The following is a 17,942-nucleotide window of genomic DNA, read 5'->3' as shown; positions in this document are numbered from 1 at the left end:
AGAAAGATAACTATAAAAAAAGATATTTGATAAATGTATATGGTGTGGTGCAGGGAATTGGTTTTAGACCATTTATATATAATGCGGCTAAGGAATATGAAATTTATGGTTGGGTAAATAATTCTGGTGGTTGCGTTACTATTGATATAACTGGAACTTTAGATAACATTAAAAAGTTTATACTTAAAGTAATTAAAAATCCTCCATCTCCAGCTGTTATAAATTCAGTGAAATGTAGAACTCTGGAATATTTATATTATGATGATTTTAATATTAGAGAAAGTTCTAATGAAAATGATACAGTAAAATTTATACTGCCGGATATGGACACTTGTGAAGATTGTGCCCGGGATATAATGGACCATACAGGAAGGCGATATAGGCATGCTTTTACAAGTTGTACTAAGTGCGGCCCAAGATATTCCATAATAAAAGTACTGCCTTATGATAGGAAAAATACTACTATGGAGTCTTTTGGTATGTGTGGTAGTTGTGAAGATGAATATAGTAATTCCATAGATAGAAGATTTCATTCAGAAACTAATTGCTGCAGAGAATGTGGGCCTTCATTAGTGCTTGTAAATAGTAAAAGCCAGATTGAAAAATGTGGAGATGTAATTGGTAAAACTATTGAACTTATAAAATCAGGAAAAATAGTTGCCATAAAGGGAATTGGTGGCTTTCATTTAGTATGTGATGCCAGAAATAAAAAGGCCATAAGTGAACTTAGAAGTAGAAAAAAAAGACATGGTAAACCATTAGCAGTTATGATGAAAGAAATTCATACTGTAAAAGAATTCTGTGAACTAAATAAAAAAGAAGAACAGATTTTAACTGGCAGAAAAAAGCCAATTGTATTATTGAAAAAAAAATCTAATATAAATCTTCCAGATAATATAGCACCAGGCCAGAGAAAGCTTGGTGTTATGCTTCCTTATACCCCTATACAATACTTAATATTAGAAAAGGAGTTAGACATACTTATAATGACCAGTGCTAATATAAGTGGATCTCCAATTGAATATAAAAATAATAGTGCATTTAAAAATCTTAAAGATGTGGCGGATTATTTCTTAATGCATGATAGGGAAATTTACATTCCAATTGATGATTCTGTTGTTAAAGTATTTAATGGTGAAGAATGTGTTATAAGAAGTGGAAGAGGATATGCCCCAGCAATGGAAAATATTAAGATTGGAGATAATATTATTGCTTTAGGACCTGAAGAAAAAAACAGTATATCACTTTCTAAAAATGGTTACGTATATACCAGTCAGTATATGGGTAATTTACAGAACTTTAATTGTTATAAAAATTATGAATATGTGTTGAATCATTTATGTGAATTGCTAGATATAAGTCCTAAAATATGGGCAGAAGATATGCATCCATTTTATATTTCAAGCAAGTATGGAAATAGTAAAGACCGAAAAATAATAAAAGTACAGCATCATCATGCCCATATGGCAAGCTGTATGGCAGAATATAACATTAAGGGAAAAGTTATTGGAGTCATATACGATGGAACAGGCTTTGGATTAGACGGAAATATATGGGGCGGAGAGTTTTTTGTTGCAACAGGATATAATTTTAACAGGGTAGGGCATTTTCAATATGTAAGTATACAGGGAGGAGATACATCCATAAAACAGCCATGGAGATGCGCTGTGAGTTACTTGTATTTTTTTGGATATTCTATAAATGAATTTATAAGTGGCGTAGATAAAGATAAGTTAGATATAATTGTTCAAGCTTTAAAAGCATCATTAAATTGTTATAAGTCTTCCAGCGTTGGACGGTTTTTTGATTGTATTTCAGCTTTGATAGGTCTTGTGAGATCTATTACATATGATGGAGAAGCTGCTATAGCTCTAGAAAATATAATGGATGAGAATGTGCATGAATGTTATAACTATAAAATAAAAGATGAGGGTAATGTTTTTTTAGTACAAATTAAAGATATTATTCATGGGGTACTGGTTGATATTAATAATAGCGTTAAAAAAAGTACAATATCTTCTAAATTTCATAATACAATTTCAAAACTTACCTGTGATTTAGTCTTTAAATTATCAAAACTATATAAAATATATAAGGTGGTTTTAAGTGGAGGAGTGTTTGAAAATGAACATTTACTTAAATCCATTTACAATGAACTTAAAAAAGCAGGATTAGAAGTCTTTTTCAATTCCAAAACACCTATAAACGACGGTGGAATTTCATTTGGACAAATTGTAATTGCAGATGAGATTATAAAGAAAGAGGGGATGTAAAATGTGTCTTGCAGTTCCAGGCATAATAAAATCTATTCATGGAAATTTAGCTAAAGTGGATATTATGGGTATAGAAAAAAATGTAGATATTGAACTTATAGAAAATCCTAAAATAAAAGATTATATTTTAATACATGCAGGTTTTGGAATAGAGAAGATTGATAGGGAATATTTTCGTTACTTACAAAAAGTATTTCAAGAGGAACTGGATAATGAATAAAAATGAGATTCTAATTAATTTAATTAATAAAATTAAAAACAGTAATGTAGAGCACTTCACCATAATGGAGATATGTGGTACTCATACTCAAAGTATAGTAAAAATGGGCATAAGGAAATTACTTTATCCAAAGGTAAATTTAGTATCGGGGCCAGGATGCCCAGTTTGTGTTACATCAGAAGGTTATATAGATGCGGCCATTGAACTTTTAAACAGAGGTAATATTATATTGGCAACCTTTGGCGATCTGATGAAAGTTTGGGGAACAAAAGAAAATTTGATAGAACAAAGAGAAAAAGGAAAGAAAATCAATATAGTATATTCTCCTTTAGATGCACTTAAAATCGCAGAAGAAAATAAAAGTTTTGAGGTAGTTTTCCTAGCAGTTGGTTTTGAAACTACTGCTCCATTAATTGGACTCACTATAAAAAAGGCAAAAGAAAATAATATTAGTAATTTTTCTGTTTTGAGCAATTTAAAAGTTATGAAACCAGTTTTACATAAGATATTAAAGGATGAAAATTGTAAAATTCAAGGAATTATATGTCCGGGGCATGTGGCAGTTATAACAGGTGCTGACTACTTCAAATTTATTAAGGAAAATTATAATATTGCTTCTGTAGTATCTGGCTTTGAGGCCTTAGATATTATATCTTCAATATATTTTTTAATCAAACAAAATTGTAGATGGGAAAAAAAGTTTGAAAATTTATATAGAACCTGTGTAACGTCAAATGGGAATTTACTTGCCAGGAGGATTATTAAAGAATGTTTTTTTCAAAGTGGCTGTATGTGGAGAGGTATTGGCAAAATTGAAAAATCGGGTTTGTATTTAAATAGAAAATATGAAGAATTTGATGCTTTAAATAAATTCAAATTGACAATAGAAGAAAAAAATAAAAGTGATTGTATATGCGGTGAAATTATATTAGGGAAAAAGGTTCCTTATGATTGTAAGTTTTTTGGGGGAGAATGTATTCCAGAGTCTCCTGTTGGGCCCTGTATGGTGTCTTCAGAAGGGTCTTGTTCTATCTATTATAAATATGGAGGTATAAAAAATAATGAATGAAGCTATTAAATTAGTTCACGGTCATGGTGGAAAACATACAAATGAATTAATTGAAAGTATCTTTTACAAATATTTTAACAACACTATTTTAGATTTGGGGGCGGATTCAGCTATATTTCCCGTAAGTCAAGGCAAAATGGCATTTACTACAGATTCTTTTGTTGTAAAACCTCTATTTTTTTCTGGAGGGAATATTGGGAAGCTTGCAGTTTGTGGTACTGTAAATGATTTAGCCGTGTCAGGGGCAAAGCCCTTATATTTAAGTGCAGGATTTATAATAGAAGAAGGTTTTCCAATTGAAACTCTTGATTTAATAGTTAAAGAAATGGCTCTGCAGTGTGAAGTTTCAAAGATTAAAATTGTAACCGGGGATACTAAAGTTGTTGAAAAAGGCTGCATAGATGGATTGTTTATAAATACTTCCGGAGTAGGTATTATTGAAAACAATTATAAAATAAAGAATGTTGAACCTGGAGATAAGATAATTGTAAGTGGGAATATAGGAGAACATGGTACTACTATAGCCCTTGAAAGGTATAATATAGATATAAAAAGCAATATTAAAAGTGATTGTGCTCCAGTTTATAGAATTATAAGCACACTTAAAGAATACTATCCTTTTATAAAAATAATGAAAGACCCTACAAGGGGAGGGCTTGTTACAATATTAAATGAAATTTCAGACAGAGTAGGCTTAAGTGTAAAGCTCCTGGAAGAAAGTATACCCATTGAAAGAGAGGTATCTGCCGTAAATCAAATATTAGGATTGGATCCACTATATATGGCTTGTGAAGGAGGAGTTGTGTTTGTAGTTAAGAGTGAAATGGCCGAGGAAATATTAAATAAGCTTCATAATTTAGAGCAGTGTGGTAATGCAAGTATCATAGGGAGCTTTACTGATGATTTAGAACATATGGTATACATGGAAAATTCCTTTGGAGGCATGAGGATTCTAAATATTTTAGATGGAGAGATGTTGCCAAGAATATGTTAAAATAGTATAAAAATTACTAAGTAAAAAGAGCTTATATTATTGAAACCAATCTAAAACAGTCAAAATCATGAAAAAAATAGAAATCAGAATACGTGTATAAACTTATGTATTTTTATGTACATGCCCATTAGTTACTGCAGATGAACCTATTACCACTGGAAAAATTGCACTGACCCACCTCAGTGAGTTTCCTGATTACTATACAAGATTAAAATTACTTGAGGAAGAAGCAAAAGCATATTGGAAGAAATAATGAGTTAAACTAAAATTGTGCATTAGGGATAATTAAAACGTAACCAGAATATCCCATCAATGGAGTAGAAGCTGAATAATTCTTTTATCCAGCTCAGACTGTAGACAAATGGCATATTTTTATTTTTCAAAATGTGCCATTTGTCTACAGTCTGAGCCCTGGTAGATTCCAGGGCTTTTTATTATAAAGGCTTTTATCTGGTATTTGAGAGATATCTCATACTTCTTTGGTTGGGTAATTTGAGACAATTAGAAAAACTTGTTTCAGAACTTGGATTAATTGCCAATACTATATTCGGATATGGAAGAGGAATTGAGAATATAGATAAAATACCAGAGGAAATAAATGCGCATTATATTACTATTTCATGGCCTGTATTTGAAAGTCTTATAATAAATGGTCCTTATGTAGGATATTCAGGTGGACTTAAACTCTTAGAAGATATATATTCTGTAGTTCTTACAAGATTTAATTGATTTATAGGAGGGTATATATGAATTATAAAGTTGCAGTTGCAAGTAGTGATGGCAAATTTGTAAATGAACATTTTAGAAAAGCAAGCCAATTTTATATATATAAAGTGGAAAACGGGGATTATGAATTTGTAGAGTTGAGAAAAATAGATGACATCCTTAGCTGTGGAAAAGAAAGTCACTATGATAAAATTTTGTCTATTGTTAAACATCTTTCAGGGTGTAGGATAGTTCTGGTTAGCCAAATAGGTAGAGAAGCTGCTATATTTTTGAATAGAAATGGAATTGAAGCTTTTGATATAACCCAATCTATAGATGAGGCTTTAAAAAAGTTAATTAAATATTATTCCAGAATAGATAAAATTAATAAACCATGTAATTAGAAATTATATATACAATTTCTTTTGAAAGGGGATTTTTTATTGACATTATTCAACTTTAGTTGACTGGGAAACCAGAGGCTTTAAATAAAATTTATATTTAAAGTTTTTGGTTTTTCTATTTTTGCTGGAAAGGCCAAAGGAGAAATATTAGGACTTATTGAGGTATTAAATAAATTAAAATTACCTGTTACATTACAACAATTAGAGATAGAAGATGGTGTTGATAAAAAAATATATGGAGCTAAAAGACATAGCTTCAGTTCCAATTACTGGACTTGAATATCCTGCTTTATATATAATTCTCATATTCTAAGTATTTTAATATTTTACTAAATTTATATCAATAATATAAAAGATATATAACTAAGAAATTTTTTAAAATTATGTAAAAATAAGTTGACAGAGATTTTATTGTGGTATATAATCAAATTATTATATATCAATAATTTATTTTCTTATCAAGAGAAACTGAGGGGCTGGCCCGATGAAGTTTCAGCAACCAGTATGTTTTGTTTACATGCAAGGTGCTAAATCCTGCAGGTTTAATTCTGAAAGATGAGGAAAGGTAACGTGCTAAAAATTATATTTTAGAGCAGTAGTCTTCCTCATTATTTGAGGGAGACTTTATTTTTTAAAATCTTATCATATGACTTAACTTTTAGTTGACTGGAAAACCAGAGGCTTTAAATAAAATTTTAATTTTATTTAATAGCCTCTGGTTTTTTATTATTTACTATAACTATATTAAGGAATTAAGAAATAAACACTTAGTACAGAAAGATATTATCTACAATAGTTAGGGCAGTAGAAAATTCGGCTGGGTTTACCAGAGATACTGGATACTAAATATTATTGAATATTTAGTATCTTTCGGTATATATTTCCATAATGGTGTAAAAATTAATTTTTATAAAGGAGATGTTTTCATGTCTATTAATATTAAGGTAATAGAATCGGCAACTAGGGAAAACAGACTTAATTCTATTACTGGTTATAGTGGAACAGTTAAGGATCTTGTTAAAAAAGTGCAATGTGGATGTCTTAAAAATGAGGAAAGGTGCTTTAGTCAGGCTAGTAACTGTAGTTCTGGATGTGCCCAGGGGTATTTGTCACGTGTATTGGATGCTGCCATTGTAAATCATGGTGCCATTGGATGCTCTGCAGATGTAATTGGGGAAAATACTACTTTCAAATGGGGACAGAATATAAGAAATTGGGAAAAGAAAGATGTAAATGTGATAAACACTAATATGACAGAGGATTCTACTGTATTTGGCGGTAGAGATAAGTTAAAGGAAGGTATAAAAGAAGCATATAAGAGGTTTAAACCTAAGGCTATATTTGTTACTACTTCTTGTGCTTCGGCAATTATTGGAGACGATATTAAGAGTATTACAGATGAAATGGAAAAAGAAATAAAGATTCCTGTGGTACCTGTTTTCTGCGAAGGATTTAGATCAAGAATATGGGCTTCAGGTTTTGATGCAGCGTTTCATGCCATATTGACACGTATAGTGAAACCACCTAGAAAGAAACGTCCAAAACTTGTAAATATGATAAATTTTAATGGAAGTGCTAGAGATTATATAACTGAAATACTATCAAAACTTGGGCTTATTCCTCAATTTGTAGTACCTTTTGCTACTATAGAGCAGATATCTAGAATGTCGGAGGCTGCAGCTACTATTAGCATATGTGGTACTTTAGGGGGATATTTGGGAAATGGATTAGAACAGCAATATGGTGTTCCTTATGTAAAGTCTATTCAGCCCCACGGTATTGCAGGTATGGATAATTGGCTCAGAGGACTTGGAAAAGCTGTAGGCAAAGAGAAAGAAGTAAAAGATTATATAGATAATGAAAAGAAGATAATAGCACCAGAACTTGAAAAAATCAGAGAAAAGTTGAAAGGAAAAAGAGCAATAGTAGGGATGGGACCAAGTTTTTCTCACAATTATATAAGAGTATTAGGTGAATTAGGTATTGAGGTAATATGGGGAATTTCCTGGCATTTCGATCAGCATTACGATCATGGAGGCATACCGGAATCATCCATTGCACTATCCAAGAGAGATGAAGATATCCCAATAAGCATATGTGATGTTCAAAATTTCGAAATATTAAATTTGTTGAACAAATTGAAACCGGATCTTTATATAGCCAGGCACCCAGGTACTACAATATGGCCAACTAAGATGGGAATCCCATCTATAATGATATCAGATGAATACAGTGCCTTTGGATATAGGGGAATTATAGATTTTGGTCACAGCATAATAGATACCTTGGAAAATAACAGCTTAGCAGAGAGCTTATCCAAAAGGATAAGGCTTCCATATACTTCCTGGTGGTTTAAGCAGGATACATTTAAATTTCTTGAAAATGAGGTGAAATAATGAGTGGAGTGGTTGAAGAATTAAGACATGTCTGTGCACTTGGAGGATATGAATCCGTACTTGCTATAGAAAGGGCAGTACCCATAATACATGCTGGACCTGGGTGTGCAGCAAAAATCTGGTCCACTTTAGGGCTTCAGAATGGATGCCAGGGCACCGGCTATATAGGGGGTCATTCAATACCATGTACTAATGTAGGAGAAAAAGAAGTGATATTTGGAGGAACGGATAAATTGCATGAGGTTATTTCAAATTCCTTTAAGGTATTGGATGCAGACTTATATGTTGTATTAACTGGATGTACTTCAGATATTGTAGGAGATTATGTAGGAGAGATAGTAGATGAATTTAGAGAAGAGGGCAAGCCTATAGTATATGCCGAGACCGGAGGATTTAAGGGCAGCAATTTTTTAGGTCACCAACTTATAATAGATGCAATAATTGATCAATATTTAGAACCATCGGATGAAATTGAAGAAGGATTAGTTAATGTGTGGGCTACTGTACCATATCAAGATACATTCTGGGCAGGAAACTTTGAGGTTATTGAGAAACTTTTAAATTCAATAGGAGTAAAAGCTAATATTATTTTTGGACATGGAAAGGGAATAAATACATTAAATAATATACCCAAGGCACAATATAACCTGATTATATCACCCTGGCTAGGGCTTGAGAATGTAATACATTTAAAAGAAAAGTTTGGAACGGAATACTTTCAATATCCTATTCTCCCCATAGGACCAAAGGAAACGGGAAAGTTTTTAAGAACAGTAGGAAATTTTTTAGGAATAGATGCTAATGTTGTTGAAAGTGAGATAGAAAGACAGGAGGATAGATATTTTTATTATTTAGAAAGAGCTGCCGATGTTCTCCTCGAAACTAGATTACTTCCAAAGCATTTCGTAACCATATCAGACAGTGCTTATTGTTTAGCTTTATCTAAGTTTTTAATAAATGATTTAGGGCTGCTGCCCAAAAAGCAGTTTATAACAGAAGGAGTTCCCAAAGAATATGAAAAACAAGTAAAACAACATTTTAAAGGTTTCTATAATGATATTGTTCCAGAGATCGAATTTACAGATGATGGAGGAAAAGTAAATGAATATTTGAGAAATAGCAATTTTAGAACTAAACCATTAATACTTGGAAGTGGTTGGGATAGGGCTATTTCAAAAGAAATAAAGGGATATCAGCTTTCAACATCTACACCTATAAGTGACAGGATGATTCTTAGCCGTTCTTATCTAGGATATGAAGGGGCAATGAGGTTGATAGAAGATATTTATTCTGTTATACTTCAAGATTTTCAATAGATATAATCTAAATGGAGAGTGATAAAATTGAATGCTACCAAAAGTAGAAGAGAAATAGATATATCAAAAGATAATAGGTATGGATTAGAAATAATTGATAGAATTGTTGGAACAATTGGTAGAGTAGGATATAGTTTATTTTCTATTATTATATTTTTAATACTGTGGGAAGCAGCACCTAGGATCGGTATTGCTAATCCAGTTTTTCTTCCGCCATTTTCCAAAGTATTTGCAGCATTGTGGCAATTAATAATTAGTGGTTCCCTTTTTGAAAATGTATTTGTAAGTCTTAAAAGATCAGCAGCAGGTTTTGCATTGGCACTTTTGGTTGCTATTCCACTAGGACTTGTTATCGGATGGTTTAAAAAATTTGAGAGATTTATAGATCCTCTTCTGCAAATTTTCAGACAAACTTCAGCACTGGCACTATTTCCTGTGTTTATACTTGTATTTGGTATTGGAGAAACATCTAAAATAGCTATTATATTTTGGGGAGTTCAGTGGCCTATACTTATAAGTACTATTGAAGGGGTCAAAAATGTAGATCCTATTTTAATCAAATCTGCAAAATCCATGGGAGCATCACCATTAACTCTTTTTTACAAGGTGATTTTCCCTGGAGCATTTCCATCAATTTTTACAGGTATTAGATTAAGTGCTACTACAGCTATAATTGTTTTAGTTGCAGCAGAAATGATAGGAGCTAATGCGGGACTTGGTTTTCTTATATTTCAATCTCAGGAAACTTACAAAGTTGCCGACATGTATGCTTCAATTGTAACTATAGCATTGATAGGCTTCGGGTTGAATTATTTACTTGTTTTACTGCAGAAAAATATTATGAAATGGAAACAGGAACCTAATGTATAAATACAAAATAGAAGGAGGAATTATTCATGGTTGTTGAAGGCATAGATAAAAAAAATAACAATAATATATTAAATTATAAAATAGTATCCGAGGATGTTGGATATAAATATGGTGTCAAAAATGGAAAAAAAGAAAATAAAGAAGATTTACTTGCTATAAATGGAATGAATATTAAAATAAAAAATGGTGAATTTGTATCTATAGTTGGACCTAGTGGGTGTGGAAAATCAACATTTTTGGATATTATAGCAGGTCTTATAAAAGGAAACACAGGAAAAATATTCATTGACAATAAGGAAATACATGGACCTGCACTAGATAGAGGTATAGTCATGCAGGGATATGCACTTTTCCCATGGAGGAGTATAGAAAAAAATGTAGAATTTGGACTTGAAATTAAGAGAATCAATAAACGTAAAAGAAAGAAAATCAGTAAAAAATATCTGGAGTTGGTAGGGTTAAAGGGCTTCGAAAACAGATATCCCTATGAATTATCAGGAGGTATGAAACAAAGGGTAGCTATTGCTAGAGCATTAGCTTATGATCCGGAAGTGCTGCTAATGGATGAGCCTTTTGCAGCAATAGATGAGCAAACAAAAGAGGATCTTCATATACAGCTGCTCCATATATGGGAAAAGACACATAAAACTATATTATTTGTTACTCACAGTATAGAGGAAGCTGTATTTTTGTCAGACAGAGTAGTTGTTATGACAAAAAATCCTGGAACTGTTAAGGAAATAATTGATATTGATATACCAAGACCAAGGGAAAGTGGAAGCATAAAATCATCTGATGAATTTACTACACTAAAACATAGAATATGGGAATTACTTAAGGATAGTCAGAATAATGGAGAGAGCTGATGATGGAAAGGACTCCAATAAAGATTTATACAATATACCTCAGAGTGCAATAAATTAATGAAATTTTAAACGTAAGATTGTAAGTATAAATAGAATTTAAAATATTATCAAGTGATTCTTATATTTGTTGGTGATTTGAACAATATATATTTAAATTTTTAAAAATGAGGTGTAGAAGTATGAATAGATTATTAAAGAAAGTTACAATGATAAGTTTATCATTAGCTATAATTTTTAGTGTAGTAGGATGTTCATCAAAAAGCAGTGAGACAAATTCAAATACCATAACTTCCAGTGATGGTAAAAAGCTTGATGTTATAAAAATAGCAACTCAGACCGGATTTAATGAATTTGATATTGCGGATGAACTTGGATTTTTTAAAGAAGAGGGAATACAACTAGAATATACTGGAGTACTTAAAGGTAGTACAGCAATTCAAGCAGTGTTAACAGGAAGTAATGATGTATTCGATGGACATCCAATTGATGTAGCCCTTGCTCAGTTGGCAGGAGCAAAGATTAAAGTGGTAGCTACTGGAATGATTGATAATGAAAAATTTGTTCATATGAACTATATGGTAAATAGTAAAAGTTCTATAAAATCTCCAGAGGATTTAAAAAATAGAAAATTTAAAATTGCAGTAACAAATAGAAATTCTTGTGCTGAAATAATAGCTCTTGAATATTTTAAGAAATATAATATTCCAAAGTCAAATGCAGAATTCGTAATTATGCCATCTAGTCAGCAGGAACAGGCATTGAGCCAGAGTTTAGTTGACATAGCCGCTCTTCATCCGCCATATATTAAAAAAGCACAAATTGATGGAGGAGTCAGCTCTCTATTTACTAGCTATGAAGTAATGCAAGGACCTGCAGGAGGAGCTTCTACCCGTGGATTCAGTGATGAATTTATAAAAGAGCATCCAGATACGGTTAAGCGTTTTGTAAAAGTGCTTGTAAAAACTCATAAATGGATTAATACTCATCAGCAGCAGGCAAATGAAATTATAGCAAAAAAGTTTAATATGAAAATTTCTCAAGTGGAGCCATTTTGGTATGATGAAAATGACTATATAGATCCGCAATACATTCAAAAATGGGTGGATATGTCTGAAGAAACTGGAATATTGAAAAAGGGAGCTATAAAGGCATCAGACATATACACGAATAAATTTAGTCCTAATCCCCAATATGCTGGGAAATGAAATATAAAATTATTCCATAGTAAATATAACTATGGTAATATAAAATTGTAACTATAAAATTCATTTCCTATTACCTATCTTAGAATATGGAAAAGGATAATAGGGAAGTAAAATATAATTTTTTATCCGAACGCTACCATTGATAACACCCCCATCTTCTTCAAAGTGGGGATAAGCACTACTGCTACGCGTCTGGATAAGTTCTTCCCCTAAAGATAACGTATTCTAAGTGCTAAAGACACTAAGAATACTGTTAATAAGATTCAGATGGAGAAGAGCATTCCTCATAAGCAAACTCCACCTGAACCTAAGAATCACTTGATTATTCATCAGCAAAAAGGAGATAAGATAATGGATAAAAAAGAACTGGCTAAAATGATAGATCATACCCTTTTAAAGCCTGAGGCTACCTATGAACAGATAGTTAAATTATGTAAGGAAGCTTTGGAATATGGATTTGCTTCGGTATGTATAAATCCCTGCTATGTTAATGCTGCCTACCAGTTATTAAAAGGATCGGATGTGAAAGTGTGTACAGTTGTAGGATTTCCTTTAGGTGCTGCTGCATCTGAAACAAAAGCTTTTGAAGCAGTGCAGGCTGTAAATAGAGGAGCCTGTGAAATTGACATGGTTATAAATGTAGGCTATTTAAAATCGGGAAATTATGATTATGTGGAAGAAGATATAAAAGATTTGGTTCATAAGATTAATGGAAGAGCCATTGTTAAAGTTATTATTGAGACCTGTCTCCTCAATGATAAAGAGAAAATTATAGCTTGTAAGCTTGCTGAAAAGGCAGGGGCTAATTTTGTAAAAACATCTACAGGTTTTAACATGGCGGGGGCTACTTCGGAGGATGTAGCATTAATGTATGATACAGTTTCACCTAATTTAAAGGTAAAAGCATCAGGTGGAATTAGAACCTATGAAGATGCCATAAGGATGATAAATGCGGGGGCTTCCAGAATAGGTGCTAGTGCTTCTGTTAAAATTATTAATAAAAAATAACTAGAGAAATCACATCGTGCTCTCTAGCTAAATAGGTGTCTTTATATTTAAATCAATTTATGTTTTGAAAGAGGCGTATTTTTTACATTTTTAGCAATTGGAAGCTTTATAAAAAATGTAGTTCCTGAATCTGGTTTGCTATTGAACCAGATTTTGCCTTTATGTGTATTGGTAATTGTATGGTAAACCATAAATAGACCAAGTCCGGTACCTTGTTCTCTTCTAAATGTAAATGCTTGGAATAGTGAATCTTTTATATCTTCTGGTATTCCGCCAGCAGTATCTTTAATTGTAATAATAATATAGTCTTCTTCTATTGTTGTTTCAATTTCAATTTGTCCCCCATTATCCATTAATTGAATGGAATTTATTATAATATTCTGTATAGATCTTTTAAATAAATTTTCAGACATACATATAAAATTATCTCCATTGTTTTTTAAAGATAATTTAATTTTCTTCAGATTACACTCAAATTGAAATGATTTAACCACTTTTTCTATTACTGGAACAACTTTCTTTGGAAAAAGTTCAGAAGGTTTAAATATACTTAATAGTTCTATAATAATATCATTTAATTCGTCAGCTTGATTTATGATTTTATCTAGGTATACATCAAGTTTATTTCTGTCTGAAGTTATTTTTCCTAACTGAGCTAAACCTCTAATTACTGCTAATGGATTTTTTAAGTCATGAACTGTAGTTGCTATTAAATCGTTAATTTGTGATAGTGGTTGGTCACTTTGTTTATTTTCTGAGCTTGATAGTATAGTTTCAATGGAATTAGCAGAAATTATAACGGGGCTAAACAGAGCAGGGTATGCATAGTCAGTTACAGTAATAAGAATTATATATCCAATTATCTTTTTATTTGATCTAATAGGTACATTTATACAGGAACAATTATGGGCTTTGTTACAATTATCTATGTCATATATAAAAACAGAATTTTTTTTGGTCAATTTTGCTTCTGTATTATCCATATAGATATCTCTTTGGCACCAATTTCTTCCTATACAAATTGGCATTTCTTTTATATTTAATGTCTGTGACATTCCTGCTAAACTAATAATCCATCCATCAATGTCAGTGAGAAAAATTGCATGAGGTATTTTTTTTAAGGCAAGAGAGATGTGCTTTAAGAAAGGATTGGAACATTGGATTAATTTTGAATTTTCAAAGAGCTTTTTTTCAAGAGTTTCATTAGATAATAAGCATGTAGTTGATTGTTCATTATTCGTATGTAAATGAGAATGTTTTGCACATGGTTTTATAATGATGGAATTGAATAAGGGTTCATTATTCATATCCCTAATAAATTCTCTCCATCGGCAAATTAGTTGTTGTTCATTTTTAAATTTATTCATTTTATAACCCCCTATGTATTATAAAAATATATTAATATTAAGTAATCATTTCTTAAATAGATATGGATTTTTCTATTATATAAAAATAATAAAATATCTAATTTGATTTATAGGCTTTGTTCATAACAAATGATGGAATTTATAAAAAAATTCTTAGATATATAAACTTTTTCTTTAATTTGTCGAATATGTCTTCAAAATATATGGCACTATTTTAAGTACCATATGTCGTCTAGTTTTTTATTTAATTTTTTAGCTATTCTTAATCCTTCTTTCATGGAAGGAATTGATGTTCCGTTTTCCCAAGCATAGTATGTTTTGAGGTTAACTTCTATTAATTTTGAGAATTCTTTTGGATTCATCATATATTCTCTCATTCTTATTTCCTTAAGCCTATTATTCATGTTAATAACACCTCGCAATTAATATATTCTATAAAATACTTATATTTCCTTTTTATATAAGATACTATTAAAAATATTTTATAGTATTTTTTATGACTATTTATAAAAATTAAAATATTAATTAAAGAAATGTAAGAAAAATAATAAGTATATGTACTTAAGAGACAAATTCATCAGCTTATATTTGTTTCTTTTATATATATGAATATTAATAATAATATGATAAATTATACATATTATTATTAATAATATGATAAAATATATTAGTATATAGTAAAAGATTCTCAATAAACTTTAACTGGTAAAACAAACATATAAACCATAAATTGAATAATATAAAAATAATGCATTCAATTCATGAATATTAATATAAAAGTGCGTTACTTTATATTTTCATATTATTAATAAATACATTTATTTAAGATTGACATGTTAATATTAAGACAGTATAATTAATAAAAATATATAAAGTGTAAATATGTATTCTTATATTATGAATAAATAATTTAGATTTATTGCAATAATTATATCTATTATGTTTGGTGAATTTATAACCTTATCACATTTAATAAAGTATAAATAAATGTTGATAGTTTTAGAAAGGGGAAATGTTAATGAGTACCATTGGAGCTAACTTATTAATGAATAATGTAGTAAAATACTATAAAAGTTTTAAGGCTGTGGATGAAGTTAGTTTTGGAGTGGATAAAGGAGAATTTTTAACTATATTGGGACCCAGTGGTTCTGGAAAAACTTCATTATTAAAGTTAATTGCCGGATTTGAAAAAATAAATTCAGGTGAAATTCTTTTAAATAAAGAAAATATTGAAAAAAAGAAACCTTATGAAAGAAATATAGGAATGCTTTTTCAAAATTATGCATTGTTTCCTCATATGAATATTTTTCAAAATATTGCGTATCCTTTGAAAATCAGAAAATTTTCTAAAGATAAGATTAAAGAAAAAGTTACAAAGATGCTGAAATTAGTGGATCTTGAAGGAGTAGAAAATAGATATCCTAAGCAATTAAGCGGAGGGCAGCAACAGAGAGTTGCATTAGCAAGAGCTATAGTATTTAATCCGCCATTATTATTATTAGATGAACCTTTAGGAGCTTTAGACAAGCAGTTGAGACAAAAAATGCAGTTAGAAATTAAACATATACAACAGAGAATTGGAATTACCACTATAAGTGTTACTCATGATCAGGAAGAGGCTCTTACTATGTCTGACAAAGTATGTATTATGAATAAGGGAAGAATAGAACAAATAGATACTCCAGAAAACATATATGAAAGGCCTAAAAGTATATTTGTAGCAGAATTTATAGGGGAGATAAATATTATTAAAGGTAAAATAATTCAAACAGAAGGTAAAATTGCATTCATAGAAATATTTAATAAACAAATTTTAAAGGCAGAAATGGATACTGAGGGCCAGTATTTGAGGGGAAAAGCTGTTTCTATAGCATTAAGACCGGAAAATATATGTATTACACTGGAGAAACCTGAATATGAGAATAGCATGAAAGCAATAGTTAAAGAAGTTATTTTTGTGGGAGATTCATTAAAGGTAAAGGTAGTTAATGAAAATAATGAAGAAATGATGGTAAAAGCATCACCTTCTGATAAAAATTTGCTTAATTCAGGTAAAGAGATCATATTAAATTGGGAAATTACAAAGAGTTCTTTAATAGGAAATTAATTATATAAAACATAAGGGGGCATAAATCATGAAGAAAAAATTATTATTTTTACTAAGTGCAATATTGATTTTCGGTCTTACAGGATGTGGTAGTTCATCTAATGAAAAAAGCAGTACCGGTGAAGATAAAGAATTGGTTGTTGTGGATTGGGGAGGAGCTTATTCCAAAGCAAGACAAGTAAATTACGATGCTTTTGAAAAGAAGTATGGCGTAAAAATAACAGTAGTAAACCCAACAGACTATGGTAAGTTAAAAGCAATGGTTCAGTCAAAGAACGTTGAATGGGATGTAGTAAATGTAGACTCTGATTTTGCACCAAGAGGAGGTAAACAGGGATTACTTGAAAAATTGGATTACAGTGTAATTAAAACAGAAGATATTGATAAAGGATTGGTCAATGAATATGGAGTAGGTTCAGATACTTTTGATGTAGCTATAGCCTATAATACAAGCAGTTATTCAAAAGACAATCACCCTACCACTTGGGCTGAATTTTGGGATACACAAAAGTTTCCTGGAGCCCGTACTATGTGGAAGTATCCTGTAGGAACTTTAGAAGCTGCACTTCTTGCAGATGGAGTTGAGACAGATAAGTTATATCCTTTAGATGTAGATAGAGCTTTTAAAAGTCTAGATAAAATAAAAAGTAATGTAAAAATATGGTGGACTGCAGGAGCTCAGGCACCTCAATCTCTTGCAAGTGGTGATGTTACTTTGGCAGCAGCTTGGAATGGACGTGTAAGTACTGCAAAGAAGGAAGGTTCACCGGTAGATGTGGAATATAACCAGGCTATAGTTCTTGGAGATTCTTGGGTAGTACCAAAAGGAGCACCTCATAAAGAATTGGCTATGAAGTTTATTGCATTTGAGTGTGAAGCTGAACAACAGGCAGCTTTCTCAAAAAATATCGACTACGCACCAACTAATTCTAAAGCATTAGATTTATTATCTACAGAAGTAAAAGAAAGAATAGGAAGAGGAGATGACGAAACCTCTAATAAACTTATACATGGCGACGAAGAATGGTGGGCAGAAAATTATGATGCTGTGGATACTAAATTCCAACAGTGGTTAATTAAATAATTTATTCTTAAATCTAAAGTTCTAGTTATACAGCTAGAACTTTAGATTAATAGTTATT

The 17,942-nt window shown here is 30.9% G+C and carries 17 protein-coding genes and 1 riboswitch; of the genes, 15 read left to right on the top strand and 2 right to left on the bottom strand.

Annotation, left to right across the window (positions count from 1 at the left end):
* The first annotated feature begins 26 nt into the window (after positions 1–26).
* From hypF to deoC, 13 genes are all read left to right on the top strand, one after another.
* The gene (gene hypF / locus AB3K27_RS15220; protein WP_368488246.1) at positions 27–2,273 is read left to right on the top strand and encodes a carbamoyltransferase HypF; all 2,247 of its coding nucleotides are present in this window, start codon (positions 27–29) and stop codon (positions 2,271–2,273) included.
* 1 nt (position 2,274) lies between these two features.
* Entirely contained in the window at positions 2,275–2,493 is a 219-nt protein-coding gene (locus AB3K27_RS15215) for a HypC/HybG/HupF family hydrogenase formation chaperone (protein ID WP_368488245.1), read from the top strand.
* Complete coding sequence (gene hypD, locus AB3K27_RS15210; RefSeq protein ID WP_368488244.1) at positions 2,486–3,562, top strand: hydrogenase formation protein HypD; 1,077 nt, start codon at positions 2,486–2,488, stop codon at positions 3,560–3,562. The genes AB3K27_RS15215 and hypD overlap by 8 nt, the downstream gene beginning before the upstream one ends.
* On the top strand, positions 3,555–4,556 hold the full coding sequence (gene hypE, locus AB3K27_RS15205) for a hydrogenase expression/formation protein HypE (protein WP_368488243.1): 1,002 nt from the start codon (positions 3,555–3,557) through the stop codon (positions 4,554–4,556). The genes hypD and hypE overlap by 8 nt, the downstream gene beginning before the upstream one ends.
* Positions 4,557–4,704: 148 nt before the next feature.
* A complete protein-coding gene (locus tag AB3K27_RS15200; RefSeq protein ID WP_368491255.1) occupies positions 4,705–4,809 on the top strand; it encodes a DUF5661 family protein in 105 nt (34 codons plus the stop codon).
* A gap of 239 nt (positions 4,810–5,048) precedes the next feature.
* Entirely contained in the window at positions 5,049–5,285 is a 237-nt protein-coding gene (locus AB3K27_RS15195; protein ID WP_368488242.1) for a hypothetical protein, read from the top strand.
* A 17-nt stretch (positions 5,286–5,302) separates the two neighbouring features.
* Positions 5,303–5,665: a NifB/NifX family molybdenum-iron cluster-binding protein gene (locus tag AB3K27_RS15190; protein WP_368488241.1), complete on the top strand. Its 363-nt coding sequence runs from the start codon at positions 5,303–5,305 to the stop codon at positions 5,663–5,665.
* Between the two features lie 452 nt (positions 5,666–6,117).
* Positions 6,118–6,227: riboswitch (SAM riboswitch) on the top strand.
* Between the two features lie 364 nt (positions 6,228–6,591).
* Entirely contained in the window at positions 6,592–8,061 is a 1,470-nt protein-coding gene (locus AB3K27_RS15185) for a nitrogenase component 1 (RefSeq protein WP_368488240.1), read from the top strand.
* Entirely contained in the window at positions 8,061–9,377 is a 1,317-nt protein-coding gene (locus AB3K27_RS15180) for a nitrogenase component 1 (RefSeq protein WP_368488239.1), read from the top strand. Before AB3K27_RS15185 ends, AB3K27_RS15180 begins: the two co-directional genes overlap by 1 nt.
* 27 nt (positions 9,378–9,404) lie before the next feature.
* On the top strand, positions 9,405–10,247 hold the full coding sequence (locus tag AB3K27_RS15175; protein ID WP_368488238.1) for an ABC transporter permease: 843 nt from the start codon (positions 9,405–9,407) through the stop codon (positions 10,245–10,247).
* A gap of 26 nt (positions 10,248–10,273) precedes the next feature.
* On the top strand, positions 10,274–11,113 hold the full coding sequence (locus AB3K27_RS15170; protein WP_368488237.1) for an ABC transporter ATP-binding protein: 840 nt from the start codon (positions 10,274–10,276) through the stop codon (positions 11,111–11,113).
* Positions 11,114–11,292: 179 nt separating this feature from the next.
* Entirely contained in the window at positions 11,293–12,318 is a 1,026-nt protein-coding gene (locus AB3K27_RS15165) for an ABC transporter substrate-binding protein (RefSeq protein WP_368488236.1), read from the top strand.
* A 351-nt stretch (positions 12,319–12,669) separates the two neighbouring features.
* Entirely contained in the window at positions 12,670–13,326 is a 657-nt protein-coding gene (gene deoC, locus AB3K27_RS15160; protein WP_368491254.1) for a deoxyribose-phosphate aldolase, read from the top strand.
* A 47-nt stretch (positions 13,327–13,373) separates the two neighbouring features.
* Here deoC and AB3K27_RS15155 read toward each other — a convergent pair whose 3' ends face one another.
* Entirely contained in the window at positions 13,374–14,693 is a 1,320-nt protein-coding gene (locus AB3K27_RS15155) for a sensor histidine kinase (RefSeq protein ID WP_368488235.1), read from the bottom strand.
* Positions 14,694–14,902: 209 nt separating this feature from the next.
* Positions 14,903–15,097, bottom strand: a complete 195-nt coding sequence (locus AB3K27_RS15150; protein WP_368488234.1) for a helix-turn-helix transcriptional regulator — start codon at positions 15,095–15,097, stop codon at positions 14,903–14,905.
* Positions 15,098–15,711: 614 nt separating this feature from the next.
* Here AB3K27_RS15150 and AB3K27_RS15145 point away from each other — a divergent pair.
* Together AB3K27_RS15145 and AB3K27_RS15140 are read left to right on the top strand one after the other, a co-directional pair.
* Complete coding sequence (locus AB3K27_RS15145; RefSeq protein ID WP_368488233.1) at positions 15,712–16,800, top strand: ABC transporter ATP-binding protein; 1,089 nt, start codon at positions 15,712–15,714, stop codon at positions 16,798–16,800.
* Positions 16,801–16,828: 28 nt separating this feature from the next.
* Complete coding sequence (locus AB3K27_RS15140) at positions 16,829–17,884, top strand: extracellular solute-binding protein (RefSeq protein ID WP_368488232.1); 1,056 nt, start codon at positions 16,829–16,831, stop codon at positions 17,882–17,884.
* Positions 17,885–17,942 lie beyond the last annotated feature (58 nt).

The organism is Clostridium sp. BJN0013, from assembly GCF_040939125.1.
Taxonomy (GTDB): domain Bacteria; phylum Bacillota; class Clostridia; order Clostridiales; family Clostridiaceae; genus Clostridium_B.
The sequence above is the reverse complement of the archived record's forward strand: the minus strand, read 5'-3'. Positions and strand labels throughout refer to the sequence as shown.